Below are 25,928 nucleotides of genomic sequence, written 5' to 3'. Positions count from 1 at the left end.
ATAAGAAAAGTTTAGGAGGTTACATATTATGCGTATTGCAGCTCAAGGACAATCTACAGATGTAGGAACTGCAGCGTCGTCTACTGTTGCGAAGAAAACAGTAAAAGAGGAAACTACGATGACGACTACTAGTAAAGCTCAATTAGTAACGCAATCACAAGGAGAAAATCTACCAACTGCTGACGTACAAGAAATATCTAAAGAGAAGCTGCAACATGCAGTAGACACTGTGAATGAATTTTTGCAAATCAATCATAATGCTTCTAAATTTGTGTTACATGACGGTTTAGATCGATATTTTGTACAAGTTGTTGATACTCAAACAGAAGAAGTTGTAAAAGAGATCCCTCCCAAAAAACTTTTAGACGCATATTATGAGATGCAAAAGTTATTAGGGATGATCGTGGACGAAAAAATATAAGAATATTTAGGAGGAAATATAATGGTAAATAGAATCGGCGGTTTAGCTTCAGGAATGGATATAGATGCACTCGTAAAAAAATTAATGAATGCGGAAAGAGCACCGTTAAACAAGTTATATCAAAAGAAACAAACGTACGAGTGGCAACGTGATGCATACCGAGGTGTTAATACAAAATTAAAAACATTTGATACTTATATTTCAGATAATCTAGTATTAAAAAGTCTCATTTCTAAAACGGCAGCTAGTTCCAATTCTAACTTAGTAACTGCAACTGCAACAGGAAGTGCTGCGGGAACACTGTCAATTGAGGGTGTTTCTCAATTAGCTACAGCAGCTCGTAAAGTTGGTGATCAGGTGAATGCTGTAGGAACAACAAAAATGTCTGATTTAGGAGCAACAGGAACTATAGAATTTAAAGCCATCCAAACTAACGGCAAATTAGCAAGTGAAGCAACAAAGATTGAAATTACTTCTGATATGACAGTTGATCAATTTATTAGTAAAGTGAATTCTAGTAATGCAGGAATTAGTGCTGTATTTGAAAATGGTCGATTCTCCTTTACTGCCAAAAACACTGGTGATGTTAAAGGTGATGATGAAATCAAAGTTGTAGGTGGTTTAGATATTTTCAACAAGTTAGGGTTTGCTGATCCTAATAAAGTTCAAAATACAGAAGGAAAAAATGCTATTTTCACTGTGAATGGCATAGCTACAGAAAGAACAACAAATACATTTACTATTTCAGGCTATAATGTAACGCTAAAAGATACATTTAATGGCCTCCAAACGATTGCAGATAAATATAAGGCTGCTGTGGAAGAATTAAAAAATGCTACTACTAATTTAGCAAATAAACAAGCAAATCTTATTACAAAACAAAATGCTTATGGTGCTAGTGATATTAATAGTTATACCGCTAACCATGAAACTGCATATAAAAACGCTTTTGGAAATACTTTATCTTTGTCACAACAAGTGCAATATAACAAACTTGGAAATAATGCGTGGAGAAATTTATCAACTGATGAAATAAATTACATTAAAAACCAATCATCTGCACAAGGTATTAAAGATAATCTAGATGGAAGCTCTTTAAGTGATGAAAGCAAAGCGAAATTAAAGGATTTATCTAATGATGTGTTAGATGTTCTATTTTCAAACAAAGATCAGCTTACAGATTTTAAAGCTCAAGCGGAATACGAAAAATATGGTGTAAAATTAAAAGATTTTGATCAAAATGCCATTGATGCATTAAAACGTTTCTCATATAACAGCAATGATTCAATTGAAAAAATTCATAAAGATATAGATGATAATCCGGAGTTTACAAAGGAAGTCAAAGATGCGCTAAAATCTTTAAGTAAAGATGATTTAACTAATTTAATAGCAACAGATTCAGCAACTTTAAAAACTTATCAAGAAAAAGCTCAGGCTGACGATTTCAAACAAAAGTATAGTCAGTTAGGCGATGCGTTAATTAAAGAGTTGCAAGAAGGTACTAAAAAGGTTGAGGATTTAACAGAAAAACAAAAAGAGATTTGGAATAGCTTATCACCAGAAAAAAAAGGTCAATTTTATGATTTAGCCGATCAAAATATTAAGCGCTCCGAGTATTTAACTGCAGTTGCTGAAGAAAAAGCAGCTCAAACTCGTTTAACAGAGGCCACTAATACCGAAAAAGCAGCAACAGCAGATGCAACTGCAGCAGGTATTTTAAAGGATGATGGTAGTGGCGGTAAAGAAGTTGACGAGGATAAAGTAAATGCTGCTCCACAAGCACAAGCGGTCACTATGACTTCCACAACAGATGTGGATGACATCATGGCTAAAATTAAGGAATTTGTCACTACTTATAACGGTTTTATCAAAGATTTAAATGATCAAACGAAAGAAACAAAATATCGTGATTATACGCCGTTGACTAGTGAACAAAGAGAAGAGATGTCAGAAAGTGAGATTAAGCTTTGGGAAGAAAAAGCGAAGAGTGGTTTATTAAGAGGTGACACTCTTATTCGTGAAGGGCTTGCAGGTATGCGTTCTTTAGTATACCAATCAAATCCTGGTATTGACTCAAAATATAATTCCCTCTTTAGTATTGGGATTACAACATCAAAAAATTATAATGATGGCGGTACTTTAGAAATTGATGAAGCAAAATTACGAAAAGTATTAGAAGAAGACCCTGATGCAGTTGAAAAACTCTTCAAAAATAGTGAAGGTAAAAAGGATGATGTCGTAGACGGAAAAACAGTCGATACACGCGGTTATTTAGATAAACTTCGTGAATCGATGAAAACTTTTGAAATTACTATTGAAAAAAAAGCAGGCCGCTCTACGATGACCGACGCTCAATATGCAATTGGAAAAAATTTGGTGGATACAGAAAGTCGAATCAGTACTTGGAAAAGAAAACTAGAGGATATAGAAGCACGATACTGGAAACAATTCACAGCAATGGAGCAAGCTATTAATAAAGCAAATCAACAATCAAGCATGTTCATGCAGGGCTAAGGCTTTCTTTATTAGATAGGAGAGTATAATGTATCAAACAGATCAACTATTACAGGTGTCTGCCAATCTATTTAAGCATTTAGGTGACATTCCAAATGGTGAAGAACGTGACGAATATATTGAAACAATTAATACCATGTTGGACAAGCGTGAAACAATTATTAAAGGCTTGAGACAAGAAGGTTTTCAATTCGATGAACAAAATCGTATTCATCGTACTCTGTTAGAGTTAGATAAGGGCATAAAACAACGATTAGCAGCTGTTATGGATGCAGTTAAGCAAGACATGGCAAACCTACAAAAAACGAAAAAAAGTGAACAGCAATATTTCAACCCTTACTCCAATGTTCGTGTGATGGACGGAATGTATTACGACAAAAAGAATTGACCTTTTATCTTCATTCAGTGTGGTGGAAGCCGCAAGCTGAATGAAGATAAGGCCCAGGCGTATGTCAAGGATTTTTAAAAGAAGTGAATTGTGCTATCACAATTCAAAATCCCGACACAATTACGCTTGGGCGTAATTGATCAAATAGCTTTTCTTCGGAAAATGGTTTAAACTAGTAAATAAGTAACCTTTCAAAGGAGTTGTCCTTTATTGGCAGCAAATTTAACAGCACAAAATGCGTACAAACAAAATAGTGTAACCACTGCTTCTCCAGGAGAGCTGACGTTAATGCTTTATAATGGATGTTTAAAATTCTTGAATAAGGCGAAACAAGCTATTCAAGAAAAAAATATCCAAGAAAAAAATACAAATCTTATTAAGGCACAGGCAATTATAAGTGAATTAATGGCAACGCTTAATATGGATATTGAGATTTCGAAACAAATGCTACCTCTTTACGAATATATGAATCATCGTCTAGTCGAGGCAAACATTCAAAATGATGTAGCCATTATTGAAGAAGTAGAAGGATTAGTGACGGAATTCCGCGATACGTGGAAGGAAGTTATTCGCATTAATCGACAACAGCAATTTGGTCAGGGAAACAGCGGACAAATTTAGACACTATTAGAGACCATCCACCAAGATGGTCTCTTTTCTTTAAGACAGAATCATCTGTTAGAAATTATCACTAAATAGTCATAAAATAGGCTGTTCAACGGTAAAATATGTTACTTATTCCCCTAGCTGTAAGATGGGCATCGTGTCATAATCAAAGCAATATAAATGTTTAACAATATACTGGGGTGGGAATATGATTTTTAAGCGTCAAGAAGGTTTCCGATTTAAATTTGAGGAGCCTGTTCAAATAACTTTTGCTGTTTATGAAAATGGGCGAGTTAATCATGGGCAGACGGCAATGGCTGAATTGCTGGATATTAGTCCGCGTGGGTTAAAGATGTATACGGAAGTGGATTTAGGTGTGAATCCCCCACCATTGGATATCCATTTTGTGCTTGATACGCAAGAGGTACGGGCTTATGGTGAAGTGATTTGGAGTCGTCCATTTGGTAGTGGTAAGCAATATGGCGTTTATTTTAATGATCAAGGTCGTGTTGAAGAGTTGATTGTAGATGAATTAAAGCTACGACGCAAAAAAGAAGCGGCAGAAATAAAAAAGCAAAGCCAATATTAATTTTATAAAAGTTTTTTGTAAAATAAAGAATTATTTTAGAGGAATTTCACACACTTGTGTAGAAATAGATAGTATAGCAGTTATAAAGGAGGAGTTTACATGTTAAACTTTAACATTCGTGGTGAAAATATTGAGGTAACTCCAGCTATTCGAGAGTATGTTGAGAATAAAATCGAAAAAGTTGAACGTTATTTTAACGAAGATGTTAACGCCAATGCTAACGTAAATTTAAAGGTTTATAATGACAAGCAAACAAAAGTGGAAGTTACAATCCCAATGAAGAACTTAACTCTTCGTGCTGAAGAGCGTCATAATGATATGTATGCTGCGGTTGATCTCATTGTTGATAAATTAGAGCGTCAGATTCGTAAGCATAAAACGAAAGTAAACCGTAAATTCCGTGAGCGTGAAGGGGCAGGCCTTTATTTTGCTACTACTCAAGCAGTCGCTGATACGACTTTGGATGAAGAAGAATACTCCATTGTACGTACCAAGCAATTTGATTTAAAACCGATGGATCAGGAAGAGGCTGTATTACAAATGAATATGTTAGGGCATGATTTCTATGTCTTTACAGATGCTGAATCAAACGGCACAAATATTGTGTATAAACGTAAAGACGGAAAATATGGCTTAATTGAAACAACTTAAACTTCATGATGACAAAGGCTCTCGCGATGGCGAGAGTCTTTTTTGTATGACTTTCTCATGCAAGTAGGGTGACTGTTTGCATGAAACTGTTACACAATGGTAAAATGAAAGTTGAATCTATATAGGAAGTGAAAAACATTCATGGCAAACCTATTAAATAAATTATTTGATTTCAATAAACGTGAGTTAAAAAAATTAGAAAAAATCGCTGACCAGGTTGAGGGATTCGCTTCTCAAATGGAACAGCTTTCAGATGAACAATTACAAGCGAAAACAGAAGAGTTTAAAAAGCGTTATGCGGATGGGGAGCAGTTAGAGTCTATTCGTGCGGAGGCTTTTGCTGTTTGTCGCGAAGCGTCGAAACGTGTGTTAGAGATGTATCCGTTCCGTGTCCAAATCATGGGGGCTGCTTCCCTTGATGAAGGTAACATTTCAGAGATGAAGACTGGTGAAGGTAAAACGTTAACAGCTACGATGGCGGTTTATTTAAATGCGATTACTGGTAAAGGTGTGCATGTTGTCACAGTCAATGAATATTTGGCTAGTCGTGACGCTGCTGAGATGGGACAACTGTATAATTTCTTAGGTCTTACAGTAGGTTTAAATTTAAATAGCTTGTCAAAAGAAGAGAAGCGTGCGGCCTATGAAGCGGATATCACTTATAGCACAAACAATGAATTAGGATTTGACTATTTGCGTGATAATATGGTGCTTTATAAAGAGGAGCGTGTTCAACGCCCACTTCACTATGCTGTCATCGATGAGGTTGACTCGATTTTAATTGATGAGGCACGTACGCCATTAATCATTTCCGGTCAGGCTGGGAAATCAGCACAGTTGTATAAACAGTCTAATGCGTTTGTACGTATGTTAAGTGCAGAAACAGATTACACATACGAAGAGTCAACAAAAGGTGTTACATTAACAGATGCTGGTGTGGAAAAGGCGGAGAAAGCATTCGGCATTGACAATTTATTTGATTTAACACATGTCCGCTTAAATCATGCGATTAACCAATCGTTAAAGGCACATGTGAGTATGCATAATGATGTCGATTATGTTGTCCAAGATGGCGAAATTGTGATTGTTGACGGCTTTACTGGTCGTTTAATGAAGGGGCGCCGATATTCGGATGGCCTCCACCAAGCTATTGAAGCAAAAGAAGGCGTTGAGATTCAAAATGAATCAATGACAATGGCTACCATTACATTCCAAAACTATTTCCGTATGTACCAAAAGCTTGCGGGAATGACAGGTACAGCGAAAACTGAGGAAGAAGAGTTCCGCAATATTTACAATATGAGCGTTATTGCGATTCCTACGAATAAGCCAATTGCTCGTGATGACCGTCCAGATTTAATTTTTGCTTCTATGGAAGGGAAATATAAAGCGGTGGCGGCTGATATTGCAGAGCGTCATAAGGCAGGACAGCCTGTTCTTGTTGGTACGGTTGCGATTGAAACATCTGAAATTATTTCGCAATTGCTTGATAAACATAAAATCCCTCATAATGTACTGAATGCGAAAAACCATGAACGTGAGGCAGAAATTATTGCGAATGCTGGTACAAAGGGTGCTGTAACGATTGCCACAAATATGGCGGGGCGTGGTACCGATATTAAACCTGGTGAAGGTGTTTTAGAAATTGGTGGGTTAGCGGTAATTGGTACAGAGAGACATGAATCCCGTCGTATTGATAACCAGCTACGTGGACGTTCTGGTCGTCAAGGGAATCCAGGGGTGACACAATTTTATTTATCACTAGAAGATGATTTAATGCGTCGTTTCGGTTCAGATAATATGAAGTCTATGATGATGCGTTTAGGAATGGACGATACACAGCCATTGCAATCAAAAGTTGTGTCGAGAGCTGTAGAATCAGCGCAGAAACGTGTCGAAGGTAATAACTTTGATGCTCGTAAGCGTTTATTACAATATGATGATGTTCTCCGTCAGCAACGTGAGATTATTTATAAAGAGCGTTATGATGTGCTAGAAACAGAAAATATGCGTGTGCTTGTGGAATCGATGATTCAAGAGACGATCGATAATGTTGTCGGACTCTATACACAAGGGGAGCAAAAAGATTGGAATCTGAAGGCTATTGATGATTTTGTGGCTGCTAACTTGCTAGAGGAAGGTCAACTAAAAGTAGCTGATTTCCAAGGCAAATCTGCTGAAGACATTAATCAATTGATTTCAGAAGCTGTTCATGCTCGATATGATGAAAAAGAAGCAGAGCTTACTCCAGAGCGTATGCGTGAGTTTGAAAAAGTTATTTTATTACGTTCTATTGATACAAAATGGATCGATCATATTGATGCAATGGATCAACTTCGTCAAGGTATCCATCTGCGTGCATACGGTCAAAATGATCCACTTCGTGAATATCAACAAGAAGGTTTTGCGATGTTCGAAGATATGGTTGCTTCCATTCGCGAGGATGTTGCGAAGTATGCAATGAAGGCAGAAATTCGCAGTAATCTTGAGCGTGAAGAGGTGGCGAAAGGTCAGGCTGTTAATCCGAAGGAAGAAGGCGGTCCTGCTCCGAAAAAGCAACCAGTTCGTAAAGCTGAAAATGTTGGACGTAATGATTTATGTCCGTGTGGAAGCGGTAAGAAGTTTAAAAACTGTCATGGCGCAGCTCAATAATATAAAGGGAAAAGGTCATTTTAACTGTGTGTTGAAATGATCTTTTTTTTATAAATAAATAAATTTTTGTTATAAAAGTCAGAATTTATAGACAATAGTAAAATATGGGTATACAATAGCTGTAATATTAGGGATTTAGTTTTAGAGAATACTTCTATTATTACCTAATAATTAGGTGGGTTGAAAACAAAGAATTAAGAGTGACAAAAGATTAAAGATGGGGTGGGAGAAATGTGGGTGGAAATAGAGTTTTCCAAGCAATTTCGACTTGTAGAAAAAAGCGGGAATGTACGGACATTTGTATATTCTTTTTTTATTTAGGCTGAAAACATAAGTGCATAAAGGGGGAATAATGATGCATAAGAAGGATATTATGAGTAGTGAAACTATGCTGTATATGCCTGTGTATGATTCCTTTGGAAATTTATGTACTCGGGTAATGGAAAAAAGTAAAGATTATATTTCTAAAATACCGCCGACAAAGTTAATGGACTATAATCTGCGTTATTATGGTTCTAGCTTAAGAGGGGCTTTTGATGGATCAAAAATGATTTTAGGTAAGCTTAATAAAAACCCAATCGTTGTGGATGAGCGAGGTAATATTTTATGGTTTCCGAGCAAGTCGCCTCTACATCCGGAATGTATATGGTTTGCTGTCCATCATATTGATGAGTATATCTCTGTGGATAAAAAGAGTACAAAGATAATCTTTACGAATGGGCAGGAAATTATTGTAGATGTTAGTGTCAAAACGATAGAGTATCGTATTCAACGGGCATTTTTATTAAAATATAGATTAGAGAGAAGGACGAAGCATTTACTTGTTCAATATGATCGTGTGAAAGTATTTCAACGTTTTACGCTTGATATGCTTGAGGACGAGACTTAGGATCGTGTATTTATGTATGTTTTCCTCTGTAAAAACGTTATAATAAAAAGATACGGAGCTTTCACACTATGCTCCATTACAAACGTTCGGAGGATTTTACAATGATAGAATTAGCAGATGTACGCAATGTGTTAGATACTACAGCCAAAAAATTGGTGGACTTCAGGGGGTCTCTTTGACTTAGAAAACAAAGAGGCACGTATACAGGAGTTAGATGAAATGATGCTAGAGCCAGGATTCTGGGATGATCAGCAAGGTGCACAGGTGATCATTAATGAGGGTAATGGCTTAAAAGCAATCGTTAATGAATATAAAGAATTAGAAGAAACACATGAGAATTTAGATATGACATTGGAGCTTTTACGTGAAGAGCCAGATGAAGAATTGCAGGAAGAATTGGGAAAAGAGTTGGTGGAATTCCAACAAAAAATGGCTGATTTTGAGCTGCAATTATTATTGAGCGGTCCATACGATCAAAACAATGCCATTTTAGAATTGCACCCAGGAGCAGGGGGAACAGAGTCACAAGACTGGGGTTCTATGCTTTTACGTATGTATACACGATGGGCTGAGAAGCGTGGCTTTAAAGTGGAGACAATGGATTATCTTCCTGGTGATGAAGCAGGGATTAAATCTGTAACCATTTCGATTAAGGGGCATAATGCTTTCGGTTATTTACAGGCCGAAAAAGGTGTCCATCGCCTAGTGCGTATTTCCCCATTTGATTCTTCAGGACGTCGTCATACTTCTTTCGTTTCTTGTGATGTTATGCCAGAGTTTGACGAGAATATTGAAATTGATATTCGCACAGAAGATTTGAAAATTGATACGTATCGTGCGACAGGTGCGGGGGGTCAGCACATCAATACAACAGATTCAGCTGTTCGTATTACACACATCCCGACTGGCACGGTTGTACAATGCCAAGCAGAACGTTCACAAATTAAAAACCGTGAAAAAGCGATGGCTATGTTAAAAGGGAAATTGTATCAATTAGAGCTAGAGAAGCAACAGGCGCAGCTTGATGAGATCCGTGGTGAACAAAAGGACATTGGCTGGGGCTCGCAAATTCGCTCTTATGTATTCCATCCATACTCTATGGTAAAAGATCATCGTACCAATGAAGAAACAGGGAATGTCGGAGCGGTAATGGACGGCGATTTAGATCCGTTTATTAATGCGTACTTACGTTCAAAAATTAATTAATATCCATCCCCCAAGAGTTAATCTTGGGGGATTCTTTTAGTTAAAAGGGTGGATGATAGGGGGAGTCTTGACTAAGCTGTTTTCGTTCGTTCATATAATGTTTATAGAGCATTGATGCATTTACAAACTGCTTACTAATAGAAGCATATTGAATAGGTAGCTCAATCTTTTTATCATTTTTTAATGTGACAACACATCCTGTTTTACTAGGTGTAATGTTAGTAATGGCATGGAGTCCTATCCATATATTATGAATTGAATTCGGTGAATAGGTTGGTAGAAAAATGCAAGGAAACCCATAATCAAAAGCCACAACTATTGGTAGCTTATGTTGATTACCAAAAAAACGTTTAGCAGATTGCTTGGCAGCTTCATAGGTGGAGCCTAATGATATACAGGATTTTCTTAGTACATGCATCGGTTTCCGAGTAACAATTAGCTCATTATGTTTGTCAATAACATGAGTAAAAACTTTAGCGTCATGCTGAATAGGTTGTAGCAAGTAAGTGTTAAAGGAAATTAAATAGCCATTAACAAATTTGGTAGTCATAGTGAAAGTGCCTCCCTTTTCTATTGATAATCGTAGTGTAGTACATAATATGAATTTCAAAAAATATACAAAATAATGGAACAAGGCTTATAAATGAATGAAATGCTTAGAGAGTTTGCTTTAAACTTCACGAGTTTAGTAGCTAATTCAAGTTATTTTCAAATCGTAAGCATTGCTTTTTAATTTCAATTTTCATATAATTTAGAAAAGGATCGGGGTGAGATCGTTGGATAAATATTATTCGTACACAGATTTTCTAAAAGCCGTTGGTCATTCAAAAAAAGTTGATGAGGCAGAGAGATTATTAAACGAGATTTATTTAGATTTATTTTTAAATCGTATCCAGCGTATGCATCGACAAGAGCAGCTCATAGTTCTGATAGATAGAGCGCTCGATGATAAAGATGAAAACGCATTTTATCAATACGCAACCGAACTAAACTCCTTGCATCAAACAGAAGATGAATCATACTAATTATTCCGCTCTCCGCGTCTATGGAGAGCGGGATTTTTGTTTTTGGAAATGATAGAGTGGGTGGGGTCCAATGCACTCAATTTATGAAATTGCACTAAAAATGAGAAACGAGAAATTGCGACTACCATTCTATAATTGACTAATGAATAGATAAAGCTTGAAAACCTGTTGAAACGGCTATGATGAAAGTAGAAGGTTGATGGGCCATCTTCCATTTTAGGGATAGAAAAAAATTTACAAACATTCGTTCGTTAAATGTTCGATATTTTAATATTGCTATGCTAAAATATATGTACAAATTGGAAAGAAAGGACGGGGACAGGTGTGCAAACTTTTGATTTACAAGCGCCATATCAGCCTAATGGGGACCAGCCACAGGCAATTGCGGAATTAGTGGAGGGTGTGAAGGCAGGCAAGCGTCATCAAACGTTACTAGGTGCTACAGGAACTGGAAAAACGTTTACGATTTCTAATGTCATCCAGCAGGTTAAAAAACCGACACTCATTATGGCACACAATAAAACATTGGCGGGCCAATTATATAGTGAGTTCAAAGAGTTCTTTCCAAATAACGCTGTAGAATATTTTGTTAGTTACTATGATTACTACCAACCAGAAGCCTATGTACCGCAGACAGATACTTATATAGAAAAGGATTCTAGCATTAACGATGAAATTGATAAGCTGCGCCACTCTGCAACTTCGGCATTATTTGAGCGTGATGATGTCATTATTATTGCATCTGTATCCTGTATTTACGGTCTTGGTTCTCCAGAAGAATATCGTGAAATGGTTGTATCGATTCGCACAGGTATGGAAATTGAACGTAATCAGTTACTGCGCAAACTTGTAGATGTTCAATATGAGCGCAATGATGTTAGTTTTACACGTGGAACGTTTCGGGTACGAGGAGATGTAGTTGAAATTTTCCCAGCCTCACGTGATGAACATTGTATTCGTGTCGAATTTTTTGGGGATGAAATTGATCGTATCCGTGAAGTAGATGCTTTAACTGGAGAAATATTATCAGATCGAGAGCATGTTGCTATTTTTCCAGCATCCCACTTCGTTACACGAGAAGAAAAAATGCGAAAAGCAATTGAAAATATCGAAAAAGAATTAGAAGATCGTTTGGCATTATTGCGTGCCGAGGATAAATTGTTGGAGGCTCAACGTCTAGAGCAACGAACGCGTTATGATTTAGAAATGATGCGTGAAATGGGCTTTTGTTCGGGGATTGAGAACTATTCCCGTCACTTAACTTTACGTGAAGCAGGTGCTACTCCTTATACTTTGCTTGATTATTTCCCTGAGGACTTTTTACTTGTAGTAGATGAAAGTCACGTAACTCTCCCACAGGTACGAGGGATGTATAACGGTGACCAAGCACGTAAAGGGGTACTGGTAGAACATGGTTTCCGCTTACCATCTGCTCTAGATAACCGTCCATTGCGTTTTGAAGAATACGAAGCTCGAGTACATCAAGCTATTTATGTATCTGCCACACCAGGGCCTTATGAGTTGGAGCATACACCAGAAATGATCCAGCAAATTATTCGACCTACTGGTTTATTGGATCCATTAATTGATGTCCGCCCAATTGAAGGTCAAATAGATAACTTGATTGATGAAATTCAGGATCGAATTGCACGTGATGAGCGAGTGTTAGTAACAACGCTAACGAAGAAAATGTCAGAGGATTTAACCGCCTATTTGAAGGAGATGGGCTTAAAGGTTGAATATTTGCATTCTGAGATTAAAACATTAGAGCGCATTGAGATTATCCGTGAGCTACGGAAGGGCACATACGATGTACTAATTGGCATTAACTTATTGCGAGAAGGCCTTGATATTCCTGAAGTATCACTTGTAGCCATTTTAGATGCAGATAAAGAAGGGTTCTTACGTTCTGAACGTTCACTCATTCAAACGATTGGCCGAGCTGCGCGTAATGCGAATGGTCATGTCATCATGTATGCGGATCATGTAACAGACTCGATGAAAAAGGCACTGGATGAAACAAAACGTCGTCGTGCATTGCAAATGGCATATAACGAAGAGCATGGTATTACACCTCAAACTATTAGCAAAAAAATACCAGAAGTAATTCGTGCTACACAAGTGGCAGAAGAAGAAGAATCCTATGTAACGAAGGCGACGAAGGGCAAAAAGCTGACAAAGGCAGAAAGAGAACAGCTCTTAGCTTCTCTAGAAATAGAAATGAAGGAAGCAGCAAAAGCGCTTGATTTCGAACGTGCAGCGGAGCTTAGAGATACAATATTTGAATTGAAGGTAGAAGGGTGAATGACTTGTGAAAAATACTGAAATTGTCGTGCAAGGTGCACGTGCTCATAATTTAAAAAATATTAATGTCACAATTCCACGTGATCAATTAGTCGTTTTAACAGGATTATCAGGTTCAGGTAAATCTTCACTAGCGTTTGATACGATTTATGCGGAGGGACAACGACGTTATGTCGAGTCTCTGTCCGCCTATGCTCGCCAGTTTCTTGGACAAATGGACAAACCAGATGTTGATGCAATTGAAGGATTATCGCCTGCTATTTCAATTGACCAAAAAACGACGAGTCGTAACCCACGCTCTACGGTCGGGACAGTTACAGAAATCTATGATTACTTACGTTTACTTTATGCACGTATTGGTAAGCCGATTTGTCCGAATCATGGGATAGAAATTACTTCCCAAACGATTGAGCAAATGGTGGACCGTTTATTATCTTATCCAGAAAGAACCAAGATGCAACTTCTTGCGCCAATGGTTTCTGGTCGTAAAGGAACACATGTAAAACTACTGGAAGATTTAAAAAAACAAGGCTTCGTTCGTGTGCGTATTGATGGGGATTTACGAGATTTAGATGATGCGATTGATCTTGATAAAAATAAAAAGCATTCCATTGAGGTTGTGATCGACCGTGTTGTAATGAAGGAAGGTATTGCTGCACGTTTAAGTGATTCTTTAGAGACAGCTCTTCGTTTAGCAGATGGTCGTGTTCTTGTAGATGTCATGGAGCACGAGGAATTACTGTTTAGTGAACATCATGCCTGTCCAATTTGTGGTTTTTCCATTGGAGAGCTAGAGCCACGCATGTTTTCATTTAATAGTCCATTTGGTGCTTGTCCTAGCTGTGATGGCTTAGGCTCCACACAAGAGGTGGATTTAGATTTAGTGGTGCCAGATTGGGATCGTTCCTTGTTAGAGCATGCTATTGCACCTTGGGAGCCTACAAGTTCACAGTACTATCCTCAATTATTAAAAGCAGTATGTGACCACTATGAGATTCCAATGGATGTACCAGTAAAAGATTTACCAAAGGACAAGATGGATAAAGTTTTATATGGTTCAGGCAAAGAGAAAATTCACTTCCATTATGAAAATGAGTTTGGCAATGTGCGAGACCAAATGATTGAATTTGAAGGTGTTGTGCGAAATGTAGAACGTCGTTTTAAAGAGACAACTTCAGATTATGTTCGTGAGCAAATGGAAAAATATATGGCACAACAGGCTTGTCCTTCCTGTAAGGGTTATCGTTTAAAGCCAGAAACATTGGCAGTGAAAGTTGCTGATAAGCATATTGGTGAAGTGACACAATATTCGATTCAGGAAGCCGATACATTTTTCAAAGAGCTAGATCTCACTGAAAAGGATATGCAAATTGCTCGTCTAGTTTTACGAGAAATAGAAGAAAGACTAGGCTTCCTTGTCAATGTAGGTTTAGACTATTTAACTTTAAGTCGTGCAGCAGGCACATTATCAGGTGGGGAAGCACAACGTATTCGTCTTGCTACGCAAATAGGGTCACGATTAACGGGCGTTCTCTATATTTTAGATGAACCATCGATTGGTTTGCACCAACGGGATAATGATCGTTTGATTAGCACCTTACAAAACATGCGAGATATTGGTAATACACTAATTGTGGTGGAGCATGATGAAGATACGATGCTAGCAGCTGATTATCTGATTGACGTTGGACCAGGGGCTGGTGTACATGGTGGTCAAATTGTTGCAGCTGGTACACCACAGGAAGTCATGGAAAATGATAATTCTTTAACAGGACAATATTTAAGTGGTAAAAAATTTATTCCATTGCCAGTGGAAAGACGTCAACCAAATGGTCGTAAGCTTTCGATTAAGGGTGCCAAGGAGAATAATTTACGCAATGTCAAAGTCGACGTCCCACTTGGTTTATTTGTCGCAGTAACGGGTGTGTCTGGTTCAGGGAAATCTACGCTGATTAATGAAATATTATATAAATCATTGGCACAGAAGCTGAATCGTTCCAAGGTTAAACCAGGAGAACATAAAGAGGTAACTGGGATGGATGAACTTGAAAAAGTCATCGATATTGACCAATCCCCAATAGGCCGTACCCCACGCTCGAATCCAGCCACTTACACGGGAGTCTTTGATGATATACGTGATGTTTTCGCTACCACAAATGAAGCAAAGGTAAGAGGCTATAAAAAAGGTCGTTTTAGCTTTAATGTCAAGGGTGGCCGCTGTGAAGCATGCCGTGGAGATGGAATAATAAAAATAGAAATGCATTTCCTCCCGGATGTGTATGTCCCTTGTGAAGTTTGTCACGGGAAACGCTATAACCGTGAAACACTTGAAGTGAAATATAAAGATAAGAGTATCGCAGATATTCTGGATATGACAATTGAAAATGCAGTAGTGTTCTTTGAAAATATTCCTAAAATCCAACGTAAGCTACAAACTATTGTAGATGTCGGCTTAGGTTATATGAAATTAGGACAACCTGCCACAACATTGTCAGGAGGAGAAGCGCAGCGTGTAAAATTAGCATCTGAATTACATCGACGTTCAACAGGTAAATCATTCTATATTCTAGATGAACCAACGACAGGCTTACATGCAGACGATATAGCGCGTTTACTTGTCGTGCTACAACGTCTTGTTGAAAATGGCGACTCCGTTTTAGTCATTGAACACAATCTAGATGTTATCAAAACAGCTGATTATCTAATCGATTTAGGTCCTGAGGGTGGAGACAAAGGTGGGACGATCATTGCAACAGGTACACCTGAAGAAGTGGCAGAAGTGCCTGGTTCTTACACAGGAAAGTATTTAAAACCAATTTTAGAACGCGACCGTATGAGAATGGATGCAGTTCTAGCAGAAGCTTCTAAATCTTAATCCTAATCATCAACGGAATGCGAAAAGCGCTACTTAATCTATAGAATTAAAGAAGATTGGAGCACATCTTTCAAGCTGACGAGAAGGAAAGCCTTGGTTGTGATAGAAAATCCATATTATTTCAATTTTGCAGTGAAACTTTTCAATTAAAGAATCGTATAAATAGTATAACGAACTGAGGGAGGCTATTTAGTTATGCAAAATGAACGTCAACGAATTTTAGAACTTGTAGAAAAAGGTACGATTTCGGCACAAGAGGCGATTACATTATTAGAGGCATTAGAGCAATCTGGCAAATCTACTCAAAATGTTATGGATGATGTGTCTAAAGAGTCACAGTCATTTTCAACTGACAAAGAGTCACTATTTGAAGAAAAGTCTAAAGATGGCGACAAGAAAAAAGAAGATTTTATGAAACATTTCCAAGATGAGATGCAAGATTTCCGTAAAGATTTAACGCAGATTGGTTCTCTTTTTATGGATATGATGAATACAGCTGTCAAAAAGGTGAAGGAATTTGATGTTGCTTCTCCATTTGGCGACAAAATTGAGTTTACACATACAGAAGAAGTGGCTGCTGCCAATGTAGAAAGCATTATCGCTGAATTACCGAATGGTAACTTTTCATTGGAATCCAGTGAGGGAGATACAATTCAAGTTATTTGCAAGGTGAAGGCACCGCTTATGAATGAAAGTGAAGAAGAAACACGCAATCACTTTTTAGAGCAATTTGTTGTGAAAGAAGATGAGCATTCACTTCGAATTCTAAGTCAATTAAAGCTTGTTCAAGTCAATGCGAAGGTACTTGTTCCAAAGGATAAACTTGAAAAGCTATCCGTCCGACTTATGAATGGTAGTGTTTCATTACAGGATACAGATGTTGAAGAATTAAAGGTGAAAACATTAAATGGTGCTATTAAAGGGACTAAGTTCAGTTTTGGGAAAGCGGAAGTAGATTCCTCTAATGGCTCCATTGAATTAACGAAGGTTCGCGGGAAAGATTTAGAAGCTGAAACTTTAAATGGTCGCGTTTATTTAGATGGCGCGTTGGATGAAGTAGAAGCTAAATCTGTGAATGGACATGTTGTGGTGACAACATGTTCAACAAATTCATCCAAAATAAAAGCTCAAACTGTTGCAGGAGCGGTTGAATTATATGTACCTCGAACTATTTCATTAAGTGGTAAAGTGGTAACTAACTTTGGGAAAGTAGACGTCGGAATACAGGATGTTTCCAAAATGGAGTCACAAGATCAATTCCTCTCTAAAGTTGTCCGTTTTGATAAAGAAGTGGAACATGCAAATCGCTTATTTATTGAGGGAGAATCAAAAACAGGTGCTGTTTTAATTCGCTACACAACATCAGATGAGCAGCAAGTTTAATACAAAGCATTCAGGCTGATTGCCTGGATGCTTTTTTCTTGTGAAACAGCAATCGACACCGTATGTCGTCGATTGCTGTTTTTATTGTATGTCATATTTTTAAGGATTATGGCAAGGAAAGAACGAAATAGAAGGAACTACCACGGATTGAAATGAAACTGTAATAAAAAAACAGAAATAGAGTGCTATAATAGTAAATGAAATACCTCTTACATAGTGAGAGTTTTAGGTGGTTTAATCATGATAGAAATGAAAAATGTGACAAAGAAGTACCCCAATGGCGTTGTTGCGACAAATGGTATTTCTGTAAATATAAAGCAGGGAGAATTTGTGTATGTAGTTGGCCCAAGTGGTGCAGGTAAATCTACATTTATCAAATTGATGTACCGTGAAGAAAAAGCAACGTCAGGGCAGATTATTGTTAATGGTATCGATTTAGCAACGTTAAAGAATAAGAAAGTCCCTTTTTTGCGTCGTCAACTTGGTGTTGTTTTCCAAGATTTTAAATTATTACCTCGTTTGAACGTGTATGAGAACGTAGCGTTTGCACTAGAAGTAATCGAGGAACAGCCTGATGAGATCAGACGTCGCGTTATGGAAGTTTTAGAGCTTGTTGGATTAAAGCATAAAGCCAGAATGTTTCCGAATGAGCTTTCAGGGGGAGAGCAACAACGTGTGTCCATTGCACGCTCTATCGTCAATGTACCAAAAGTTGTGATTGCGGATGAACCTACAGGAAACCTTGATCCAGAAACTTCATGGGAGATTATGAATTTATTTGAGGAAATTAATGCGCGGGGGACAACCATTGTAATGGCGACCCATAACCGTGAAATTGTCAATACGATTCGACGTCGAGTGATCGCTATTGAGGGCGGTTTAATTGTCCGTGATGAACACGGAGGTGAATACGGCTATGAAATTTAGTACAGTAAAGCGCCACTTCCGTGAAAGTATAAAGTCGCTTGGACGAAATAGCTGGATGACTATTGCGTCTGTCAGTGCAGTCACAGTTACACTTATTCTAGTTGGCGTTTTTGCGCTTATTATGATGAATTTAAATAAGGTGGCAACTGATTTAGAAAACGACGTTGAGATAAAAGTCTTAATTGATGAGACAGCAGATGAGGCCGCTGAAAAAGCACTCATTGAGAAAATTAAAAAATTACCTGGTGTCTTAGAAATGAACTACTCAACTAAGGAAGATGAGTTAACCAAATTAGTCAAAGATTTTGGTGACGATTTTAAACTATTTGAGCAAAGTAACCCATTACGTAATGTAATTTATGTAAAAGCTACTGAACCTCAGCAAACGGCAAAAGTGGCGAAGACGATTGATAAATATGAGTATACATATGACGTTATGTATGGCGAAGGAAAAGTAGAAAAACTATTTAACTTCTTAAATATGAGTCGTAATGTAGGAATCGTGCTTATTTTAGGGTTATTATTCACAGCAATTTTCTTAATTTCAAATACTATTCGAATTACGATTATTGCTCGACGAGATGAAATCGAAATTATGAAACTAGTAGGTGCCACGAATTCATTTGTGCGTATCCCTTTCCTATTGGAAGGAATGTGGCTCGGTATTTTAGGTTCTATTATTCCGATTGCGGTTGTCACAACCCTTTACCACAATATATATAAAATTATTGCACCTCGTTTACAAGGTGAGCTCATCCAAGTATTAGATTTTTCTCCACTTGTGTATCAAGTGAGCGGTCTTTTGTTACTCATTGGTGTATTGATCGGTATTTGGGGAAGCTTCATGTCAGTGCGTAAATTTTTAAAAATTTAGATTAGCACTCACAGCGGATATTTGTGAGTGGGAAAATGAATAGTCGAAGGGGAGTTCAATAGGTGAAAAGTAAGGCGAAAAACACATTGAAAACACTTGCAGTAGCATCTGCTCTCATTCTTTTTATCCAAACTCCATCAGCGTTTGCAACAAGTTTATCGGATTTAAAAGAAGAAAAAAAGCAAATTGAAACAAAGAAAAATGAATTAAATTCATCCATTTCAAACAAATCAAATGCAATTACAGCCAATCAAGAAAAACAACAAAAAATCATAGATCAAATTCAAGCATTAAACGCTGAAATCGACAAAACAAATAGTGATATAAAAAATGTACAAACCGAAATTCAAGCAACAAATGAAGAAATAAAAAAACTAGAAGAGTCTATTAAAGAACTTTTGCATAAAATTGAAGAGCGCGATGTTTTGTTACAAGAGCGAGCTCGAGCAATTCAAGCAGGAGGCTCTGTTAGCTATTTAGATGTATTATTAGGTTCTAATAGTTTTGTTGACTTTATTGATCGATTCTCTGCGGTCAATGCCTTAATGGAAGCGGATCGTCAAATTATTCAAGATCAAAAAGATGATAAGCAAAAATTAGAAGAACAAAAGCAAAGTGTAGAAGAAAAACGAAAAAAATTAGAAGGCCAACGAGCGGAGCTTGAACGACTAAAAGCTTCATTAAATAGCCAAAAAACTGAGAAAAATAAATTAGTTGACCAATTAGAAAAAGAGCAAGAAAAGCTAAAATCAGAAAAAGTATTACTTGAAAAAGAGTATTCAGAGGCTTTGGAAGTAAGCCAAGAATTACAGGATCAAATTATTTCTGAGCAAAAGCGTTTAGCAGAAATTGCTCGTCAACAAGAAGCAAAGCGTAAAGCAGCCGCGGCTGCAGCTGCTGCAGCTGCTGCCAACAATGGCGGTGGTGGCTCATCTGGTGGTACAGTCAATGCCCCTCAATCAAACGGCACATGGATAAAACCAACGAATGGTCGTTTAACATCACCTTATGGATGGCGTAACCTTGGAGCAGGCCCAGAATTCCATTATGGTGTAGATCTTGCCAATTCAACAGGGACACCAATTTGGGCAGCAGCAGATGGTGTAGTTGCTTACGCTGCACCATTAAGCTCATATGGAAATGTGGTCATTCTTACACATTCGGTAGATGGGCAAATCTATACAACTGTATATGCACATTTAAATTCATTTAATGTGAGTGTAGGACAAGAAGTAACACAGGGACAGCAAATTGCTGCAATGGGTAGTACTGGTCGTTCTACTGGTCCACACTTACACTTCGAAGTGCACATTGGTCCTTGGAGAGGACAGGCAGTTGGTAGTGTAAACCCGTTAAAATATATTCCGTTGTAAAAACTATAAGCTATACATTAGAGCCAATCTAGTGTGTAGCTTTTTTTTGTCCTTCATCATTATGAAGTTCTTAATTATGTTTAGTGCTCCAGCAAAAAATAATAGAATTACTAGCTAAACATAACTATTTGATAGACAGTAATTATTGAAGGTAGTGTTGAAAAAGGGAGGCACCTTCCTTTTCCTATTATCAAATTCTATTTAATGTTATGATGAATATATACATAGTGGGGTATATTTCTTAAGATTTTCTGAACACAATGTGAAACAGGCTTATTTTGAAAACGTTCTATGCTATGCTGTATGTATCTTTCGGAGGTGGATTATAGAGTGATCAATACAGATTGGTACTCCATCCGAGCACTAACTTTACCAGCAACTGCAATTGCTCTGCTTATTACATTTTTCATAGTTTGGCTTATTCTACGTTTACAATTTTCAAAAAAGTGGTCTGAGGCATATAGTGATGCAGCCTTTACGTTTATACTTGTTTGGAAATTTAGCTTGCTTGTCACTGACTTTAAAACAGTTGTGGCGCAACCCATCTCCTTACTATATTTCAACGGAGGTACGGTTGGCGTCTTTCTTGGCGCCATTGTTGCATCTTTGCAAATATGGCGGAAGCGACAAAAGCTCCCATTACAAGGCCATCATGTGATGGCGTATAGCTGGGCAATCATCTTAACCCAATCCATTTATCAATGGCTTGTTGTACTGCTCAACGACAACTCTACAACGAGTGAGATCACTACATTACTGGTACTAAGTGTTTTGACCATCTTCATACTATGGAAAATGCAGGGGATTAAGCGTGGCTTAATACTTTATACTACTGGCCTAAGCATTGTTGCTTTCTTCCAGCCACTTGGTATATGGCAAACGGCTGTAGGTATTAGTCTAATATTGCTTTGTCTTGGTATTGTTTTAGAACAAGAAGGAATCAAAGAGGGAGGTAAAGGATGAAAAAAAATATTGGACTGCTGATTGTCGTGCTTTTAGTAGTTGCGATGATTGGTACATATGTAAAACAGCAAATTGATGAAGACCGAGCAATTGAGAAATCTGCTCTTGGCAAGGATATTGAGGAGCGAAAAATTGGTTTAGGCAATGGAGATACGCCGCCTGATTTTTCGTTAACAAGCTTAGACGGGAAAAACGTCAAATTAAGTGATCTTCGTGGAAAGAAGGTTGTGTTAAATTTCTGGGCGACATGGTGTCCACCATGTAAGGCAGAAATGCCTCATATGCAAAGTTTCTATGATGAATATGGGAAAGAAAAAAATGTTGAAATCATAGCTGTCAATTTAACATCCGCTGAGCGTGATGTGACAGCTGATGCGAAAGTGGATACGGTGATGACTTTTAGAGATAGCTTTGAGCTAACATTCCCAATTTTGTTGGACCCTGAAAATTCAGCCGGCTCGGACTATCAAATTATTACCATACCGACCACTTATTTTATTGATTCTAACGGTTATATTCAGCGTGCCATCAAAGGACCAATGGACGTGGATATGTTAAAAGAATATGTAGATGCATTAGATTAGTTCATAAAAAATCTGTTCGATTTCTATAGTTGAAACGAGCAGTTTTTTTTTATTTTTCACTGACTCAGTGATGAAAAATCTTTAAGTGAATAGAAGCTCGCGCATGGTGAGGCCAAATTCCAGTAGGATAATGCCAATTATTCACAAATTGAGAGAAAGTATCTCTTCATTTCATAATTTTGAAAAGCAATCTTGTATGTTTGAAAAAATAGTGTCATACAGTAAAAGAGACGGAGGAGGGAAGATTTGCGCAAATTAACGGCCGGTGTCGGTGTCCTACTTAGTAGTTTAGTGGTAGGCAGTGGTATTTACTTTGATTGGTTTAATATGGGTGATAAAAAGGAGCCTGTTACGGAGGTTGACACAATTGGTGAGGCCATAACCCTCATTGAAGAAAAATCAGTGTACAATACAAAAAAGGATGCATTGGTGGAAGGAGCCCTTCGAGGTATGGCAGATGCCATTAAGGACCCTTACAGCACTTATTATTCCAAGGAAGAGGCTGAGCAACATCGACAAATGCTAGCTGAGGAAAGAGTAGGTATTGGTATTGAACTCTCAGAAAATAAAGGGAAATTTATCGTAGTTTCCCCTGTTCGTTCATCACCAGCAGAGAAGGCTGGTATGCGTTCACTTGATGAAATTGTACAAGTTGATGGTGTTCGTGTAGATGGTAAAACGATGAGTGAATTAATGCATTTAATTCAAGGGGAGAAGGGGACGAAGGTAACTATTGTTGTGTACCGTCCAAGTGAGGATAAGCATATTAAAATGACGATGGAACGGGCAGCTATCTCTAACAAGACGGTCTCAAGTGAAGTTGTAAAAGTAGAGGACACGACAATTGGCTATGTTTCTATCTCTCTGTTTGGTGAGAAGACGGCAAATGAGTGGGTTGCTGAAACAAGTAAGTTACTTCGGAAAGACGTTGAAGGAATTGTTATTGATGTTCGTGATAATCCAGGGGGTTATTTACATAGCGTCGCAGCGCTACTAAGCACAGTATTAGATAGTGGCAAGGTATTTGCATATATGCAAAATGCTGAAGGTGCTATGGAACCATTAAAAACACAAACAAAAGGTATCGATGAAAAATATTTAGAAAAGATGAACAAGATTCCGATTGTTGTTTTACAAAACCAAGGTAGTGCTTCTGCAAGTGAAGTATTAAGCGGAGCCTTAAAAAGCTGGGGACGTGCTTCTCTTGTTGGAGTGAAGAGCTTTGGGAAAGGAACGGTGCAGGAATCATGGGAGCTTTCTAATGGAGGAGAGCTTAAATTATCTACAAATAAATGGCTAACACCGAAGCGAGAATGGATTCATGGGCAAGGCATCGAGGCTAGTTTAGTAATTGAGCAAAATGAATTGTTCGCTTTTCAACTACATCCACTGACAGGGAAGTTTAAAGTGGGCGATATGAGCGAGGAAATTTCTTATTCACAAAATGCCTTGCAGAAACTTGGCTATCAAATAGATCGGTTAGATGGCTATATGGATGATACAACGGCTGAAGCGGTTAACCTTTATCGAAAACAGAAAAAATTAAAGCTAGCAGAAGATGAATTTTATATGGATACGACCTTCTTTAATAGCTTGAATGAAACATTGAAAAATTATAAAACAGATCGTCAGAATGATCAACAATTCCAAATGGCAACTAGTTTTTTACTACACACAATCGAACAATAAACTAATTAGTAGAACAAAAATACCATAATACAAAGCTTTCTATGAGTTTGTACTACGCAAGAGTGTAGTCGTTTGATACAATAAATTCATAGTATTCAAGATAGAAACGGCGGGTGTTCGTATGGTTAGTGAGATTTTATTAGAAATTGTAACAGCGATTGGCCGCTTTTTACTCAACCCATTACTGTATATAGCCATAATATTTGCTATTTTATTAGGTTATCGTCGCGTAAAGCAGGAGCGTAAATATTTTAATAGACGGATTATTTGGGGCTGGACAGAGTTAATCGGACAATGGAAAGATGGATGGCTTTATGCTTTGCTTATTTCCCTGATTAGTGTGGCGGCAGGCCTTACCGTTCCAAAAGTTTTTTTAATCCTTGTAATAGCAGTCTCTATCGTAGGGCTCGTATTGTATTTCCTGAATGCTTTGTCACCTATTTTAACCATGGGTGTAGCAACGCTAGCAATATGGGCTATGTTTTACTACAATTGGTCATTTACTTGGGGGGGCATTTCCCTGGCAGGTGTCGATTTAGAGAATGGGGCTATCGTTACCATTTCTATTATTGTAGGTCTTTGCGTCATTGCTGAAGGGCTTTTAATTCGACGTGCGGCAATAAAGGTCACAACACCTGGTATGGAAAAAACAAAACGAGGTATGCAGGCGATTGTCTATCGTTCAAGAAATGTTTGGGTATTGCCCATTTTCTTTGTAATGCCTGGTGATGCGATTTCTGCTGTATTCCCGTACTGGCCACAGTTTACGATTGGGGATACTAGCTTTGCACTCGTCCTTTTCCCACTCGTAATTGGCTTTTCCAAGCTGATAAGAAGGGAATTACCGGCCCTAGTATTACCTAAAATTGGACGTTCTGTAGTGATACTTGGACAGCTTATCTTAATAGGGGGACTGGCTGCATATCTTGAACCAATGATCGGTTATATGACGCTTGGGTTGGGAGCGATTATCCGTATCATCATCTCCATTTATTATGCTCAGCAGGATAAAACAGATCATTATGCGGTAGCACCTAGCACAAAGGGTGCTATTATTGCAGCAGTGCTTCCTGATTCGCCAGCTGAGAAAATGGGCTTACTTGCAGGGGAATGTATTCGGAAAGTAAATGGTGTTTCTATTTTTACAGAAAATGAATTGTACGAGGCATTACAATTAAATGCAGCTCATTGTCGTCTTGAAGTGTTAGATCGAAACAATGAAATTCGTTTAACGCAGCATGTAATTTATAGTAATGATCATTACCGAATTGGATTACTATTAGCTGAGCCGAGGGATATATAATGGACGTTTTTGGCAAAATGATGTTAGCGCTCTTCATACCTGCTTTATTGGTGCTATTGTTCACAAGAATTACGTTTAATCGCTATGTTGCCCTATTATTGGCCATTGCGCTTATCGCTGCCTCAGTATATGCTGGATATACATCTCCACCAATTATTTTCGTTATAGATGCATTTTCATTGACAGTGGGCTTTTGGCTAGCAAGTAAAATGAAGAAATAAACAAGGTCAGTCCTCATGGGGGACTGACCTCAGACTGTCAACAAAAGGAATTGAGAAGTTCACACTCGATTCCTTTTGTCATTTTTTTCTTTTTCATTATGTTTAAAAATGGTAATTTGATATCCAATAAAACAGACTCTTCAAGTATAAGAACTCTTTGAAGCCGCCTGCCAGGTCCAAGTAGCTAGTTTCTTTAAATTCATGGCAGCAAGTAGTAGGTATCGCCTGCATGGACAATTTTTCAGACCACTAGGTTTTCCATCGCATACCATGCCATGCTTTTCCTTTGCATCGGCAAAGACATGCTCAATCGTTTCTTTACGCTTTTATAAATTTGTTTGATGTCATAGGAATGGCGTAAATGTTCAGCTTCCTCCACATACAGTTCCCCAATATGGCGTTGAATGAGTTTTTTGTGATTCTTATTTTCTGTACATTGGGAAAGGCTTGACACTTAGCACCATTCAAAGGTTTCGATGTTTCTCAAAAAT

General features: G+C 37.8%; 22 protein-coding genes and 1 pseudogene. 21 read left to right on the top strand and 2 right to left on the bottom strand.

Annotated features, from left to right (window positions below; genetic code table 11):
• Positions 1–28: 28 nt before the first annotated feature.
• The 9 genes from flaG (at position 29) to prfB (ending at position 9,916) form a co-directional block, all read left to right on the top strand.
• Positions 29–421, top strand: coding sequence for a flagellar protein FlaG (flaG, locus tag ACOZBY_RS04010; protein ID WP_031418714.1), 393 nt, complete (start codon positions 29–31; stop codon positions 419–421).
• 21 nt (positions 422–442) lie between these two features.
• A complete protein-coding gene (gene fliD, locus ACOZBY_RS04005; protein WP_197224287.1) occupies positions 443–2,935 on the top strand; it encodes a flagellar filament capping protein FliD in 2,493 nt (830 codons plus the stop codon).
• A 28-nt stretch (positions 2,936–2,963) separates the two neighbouring features.
• Positions 2,964–3,323 (top strand): flagellar protein FliT, encoded by a 360-nt coding sequence (locus ACOZBY_RS04000; RefSeq protein WP_099804995.1) that lies wholly within the window; start codon positions 2,964–2,966, stop codon positions 3,321–3,323.
• 210 nt (positions 3,324–3,533) lie between these two features.
• The gene (gene fliS, locus ACOZBY_RS03995; RefSeq protein WP_012292914.1) at positions 3,534–3,944 is read left to right on the top strand and encodes a flagellar export chaperone FliS; all 411 of its coding nucleotides are present in this window, start codon (positions 3,534–3,536) and stop codon (positions 3,942–3,944) included.
• Between the two features lie 193 nt (positions 3,945–4,137).
• Positions 4,138–4,518, top strand: coding sequence for a PilZ domain-containing protein (locus ACOZBY_RS03990; RefSeq protein ID WP_036214791.1), 381 nt, complete (start codon positions 4,138–4,140; stop codon positions 4,516–4,518).
• Positions 4,519–4,617: 99 nt separating this feature from the next.
• Positions 4,618–5,169 carry a ribosome hibernation-promoting factor, HPF/YfiA family gene (gene hpf, locus ACOZBY_RS03985; protein WP_012292915.1) on the top strand — a complete coding sequence of 184 codons (552 nt, stop codon included), beginning with the start codon at positions 4,618–4,620 and terminating at the stop codon, positions 5,167–5,169.
• A gap of 141 nt (positions 5,170–5,310) precedes the next feature.
• Positions 5,311–7,821: a preprotein translocase subunit SecA gene (secA, locus tag ACOZBY_RS03980; protein WP_012292916.1), complete on the top strand. Its 2,511-nt coding sequence runs from the start codon at positions 5,311–5,313 to the stop codon at positions 7,819–7,821.
• 352 nt (positions 7,822–8,173) lie between these two features.
• Positions 8,174–8,710 carry a competence protein ComK gene (locus tag ACOZBY_RS03975; RefSeq protein WP_230584340.1) on the top strand — a complete coding sequence of 179 codons (537 nt, stop codon included), beginning with the start codon at positions 8,174–8,176 and terminating at the stop codon, positions 8,708–8,710.
• Between the two features lie 101 nt (positions 8,711–8,811).
• Positions 8,812–9,916, top strand: a protein-coding gene (gene prfB, locus ACOZBY_RS03970) for a peptide chain release factor 2 (RefSeq protein ID WP_206700897.1) whose coding sequence is annotated in 2 segments (ribosomal slippage) — positions 8,812–8,886 and positions 8,888–9,916 — 1,104 coding nt in all. Because the reading frame shifts where the segments join, the coding sequence is not laid out codon by codon here.
• A gap of 40 nt (positions 9,917–9,956) precedes the next feature.
• On the opposite strand, the gene ACOZBY_RS03965 is transcribed toward prfB, so the two are convergent.
• The gene (locus ACOZBY_RS03965) at positions 9,957–10,466 is read right to left on the bottom strand and encodes a competence protein ComK (protein ID WP_031418723.1); all 510 of its coding nucleotides are present in this window, start codon (positions 10,464–10,466) and stop codon (positions 9,957–9,959) included.
• Between the two features lie 226 nt (positions 10,467–10,692).
• On the opposite strand from ACOZBY_RS03965, the gene ACOZBY_RS03960 reads away from it, so the two are divergent.
• From ACOZBY_RS03960 to ACOZBY_RS03905, 12 genes are all read left to right on the top strand, one after another.
• A complete protein-coding gene (locus ACOZBY_RS03960; RefSeq protein WP_012292920.1) occupies positions 10,693–10,941 on the top strand; it encodes an IDEAL domain-containing protein in 249 nt (82 codons plus the stop codon).
• Positions 10,942–11,265: 324 nt separating this feature from the next.
• Positions 11,266–13,245: an excinuclease ABC subunit UvrB gene (gene uvrB / locus ACOZBY_RS03955; RefSeq protein ID WP_012292921.1), complete on the top strand. Its 1,980-nt coding sequence runs from the start codon at positions 11,266–11,268 to the stop codon at positions 13,243–13,245.
• A gap of 7 nt (positions 13,246–13,252) precedes the next feature.
• Positions 13,253–16,120: an excinuclease ABC subunit UvrA gene (gene uvrA, locus ACOZBY_RS03950; protein ID WP_031418725.1), complete on the top strand. Its 2,868-nt coding sequence runs from the start codon at positions 13,253–13,255 to the stop codon at positions 16,118–16,120.
• A gap of 195 nt (positions 16,121–16,315) precedes the next feature.
• On the top strand, positions 16,316–17,503 hold the full coding sequence (locus ACOZBY_RS03945) for a DUF4097 family beta strand repeat-containing protein (protein ID WP_289449399.1): 1,188 nt from the start codon (positions 16,316–16,318) through the stop codon (positions 17,501–17,503).
• Between the two features lie 240 nt (positions 17,504–17,743).
• Complete coding sequence (ftsE, locus tag ACOZBY_RS03940) at positions 17,744–18,430, top strand: cell division ATP-binding protein FtsE (protein ID WP_025116775.1); 687 nt, start codon at positions 17,744–17,746, stop codon at positions 18,428–18,430.
• Positions 18,420–19,304, top strand: a complete 885-nt coding sequence (gene ftsX, locus ACOZBY_RS03935) for a permease-like cell division protein FtsX (protein WP_031418727.1) — start codon at positions 18,420–18,422, stop codon at positions 19,302–19,304. Before ftsE ends, ftsX begins: the two co-directional genes overlap by 11 nt.
• Before the next feature lie 62 nt (positions 19,305–19,366).
• Positions 19,367–20,677 carry a murein hydrolase activator EnvC family protein gene (locus ACOZBY_RS03930; protein ID WP_031418728.1) on the top strand — a complete coding sequence of 437 codons (1,311 nt, stop codon included), beginning with the start codon at positions 19,367–19,369 and terminating at the stop codon, positions 20,675–20,677.
• A gap of 330 nt (positions 20,678–21,007) precedes the next feature.
• Positions 21,008–21,640, top strand: coding sequence for a hypothetical protein (locus ACOZBY_RS03925; protein ID WP_422761539.1), 633 nt, complete (start codon positions 21,008–21,010; stop codon positions 21,638–21,640).
• The gene (locus ACOZBY_RS03920; RefSeq protein ID WP_012292928.1) at positions 21,637–22,224 is read left to right on the top strand and encodes a redoxin domain-containing protein; all 588 of its coding nucleotides are present in this window, start codon (positions 21,637–21,639) and stop codon (positions 22,222–22,224) included. The genes ACOZBY_RS03925 and ACOZBY_RS03920 overlap by 4 nt, the downstream gene beginning before the upstream one ends.
• A 246-nt stretch (positions 22,225–22,470) precedes the next feature.
• On the top strand, positions 22,471–23,913 hold the full coding sequence (locus ACOZBY_RS03915) for a S41 family peptidase (RefSeq protein WP_012292929.1): 1,443 nt from the start codon (positions 22,471–22,473) through the stop codon (positions 23,911–23,913).
• 121 nt (positions 23,914–24,034) lie between these two features.
• On the top strand, positions 24,035–25,216 hold the full coding sequence (locus tag ACOZBY_RS03910) for a PDZ domain-containing protein (protein ID WP_031418731.1): 1,182 nt from the start codon (positions 24,035–24,037) through the stop codon (positions 25,214–25,216).
• The gene (locus ACOZBY_RS03905) at positions 25,216–25,437 is read left to right on the top strand and encodes a DUF2198 family protein (protein WP_012292931.1); all 222 of its coding nucleotides are present in this window, start codon (positions 25,216–25,218) and stop codon (positions 25,435–25,437) included. Before ACOZBY_RS03910 ends, ACOZBY_RS03905 begins: the two co-directional genes overlap by 1 nt.
• Positions 25,438–25,577: 140 nt before the next feature.
• Here the strand turns inward: ACOZBY_RS03905 and ACOZBY_RS03900 are convergent.
• Positions 25,578–25,914 (bottom strand): annotated as a pseudogene (locus tag ACOZBY_RS03900) (transposase); the annotation flags it as partial.
• Between the last annotated feature and the right edge of the window lie 14 nt (positions 25,915–25,928).

The organism is Lysinibacillus sp. NPDC056220, from assembly GCF_049315265.1.
GTDB classification, from domain to species: Bacteria; Bacillota; Bacilli; order Bacillales_A; family Planococcaceae; genus Lysinibacillus; species Lysinibacillus pinottii.
This window is presented reverse-complemented; position numbering and strand designations above follow the sequence as displayed.

Coding starts and splice junctions, on each gene's coding strand:
- fliD (WP_197224287.1), top strand. CDS start 443: ATGGTAAATAGAATCGGCGGTTTAGCTTCAGGAATGGATATAGATGCA.
- ACOZBY_RS03990 (WP_036214791.1), top strand. CDS start 4,138: ATGATTTTTAAGCGTCAAGAAGGTTTCCGATTTAAATTTGAGGAGCCT.
- ACOZBY_RS03975 (WP_230584340.1), top strand. CDS start 8,174: ATGATGCATAAGAAGGATATTATGAGTAGTGAAACTATGCTGTATATG.
- ACOZBY_RS03910 (WP_031418731.1), top strand. CDS start 24,035: ATGGTTAGTGAGATTTTATTAGAAATTGTAACAGCGATTGGCCGCTTT.
- ftsE (WP_025116775.1), top strand. CDS start 17,744: ATGATAGAAATGAAAAATGTGACAAAGAAGTACCCCAATGGCGTTGTT.
- ACOZBY_RS03945 (WP_289449399.1), top strand. CDS start 16,316: ATGCAAAATGAACGTCAACGAATTTTAGAACTTGTAGAAAAAGGTACG.
- ACOZBY_RS03920 (WP_012292928.1), top strand. CDS start 21,637: ATGAAAAAAAATATTGGACTGCTGATTGTCGTGCTTTTAGTAGTTGCG.
- flaG (WP_031418714.1), top strand. CDS start 29: ATGCGTATTGCAGCTCAAGGACAATCTACAGATGTAGGAACTGCAGCG.
- secA (WP_012292916.1), top strand. CDS start 5,311: ATGGCAAACCTATTAAATAAATTATTTGATTTCAATAAACGTGAGTTA.
- ACOZBY_RS03905 (WP_012292931.1), top strand. CDS start 25,216: ATGGACGTTTTTGGCAAAATGATGTTAGCGCTCTTCATACCTGCTTTA.
- ACOZBY_RS04000 (WP_099804995.1), top strand. CDS start 2,964: ATGTATCAAACAGATCAACTATTACAGGTGTCTGCCAATCTATTTAAG.
- ftsX (WP_031418727.1), top strand. CDS start 18,420: ATGAAATTTAGTACAGTAAAGCGCCACTTCCGTGAAAGTATAAAGTCG.
- ACOZBY_RS03965 (WP_031418723.1), bottom strand. CDS start 10,466: ATGACTACCAAATTTGTTAATGGCTATTTAATTTCCTTTAACACTTAC.
- hpf (WP_012292915.1), top strand. CDS start 4,618: ATGTTAAACTTTAACATTCGTGGTGAAAATATTGAGGTAACTCCAGCT.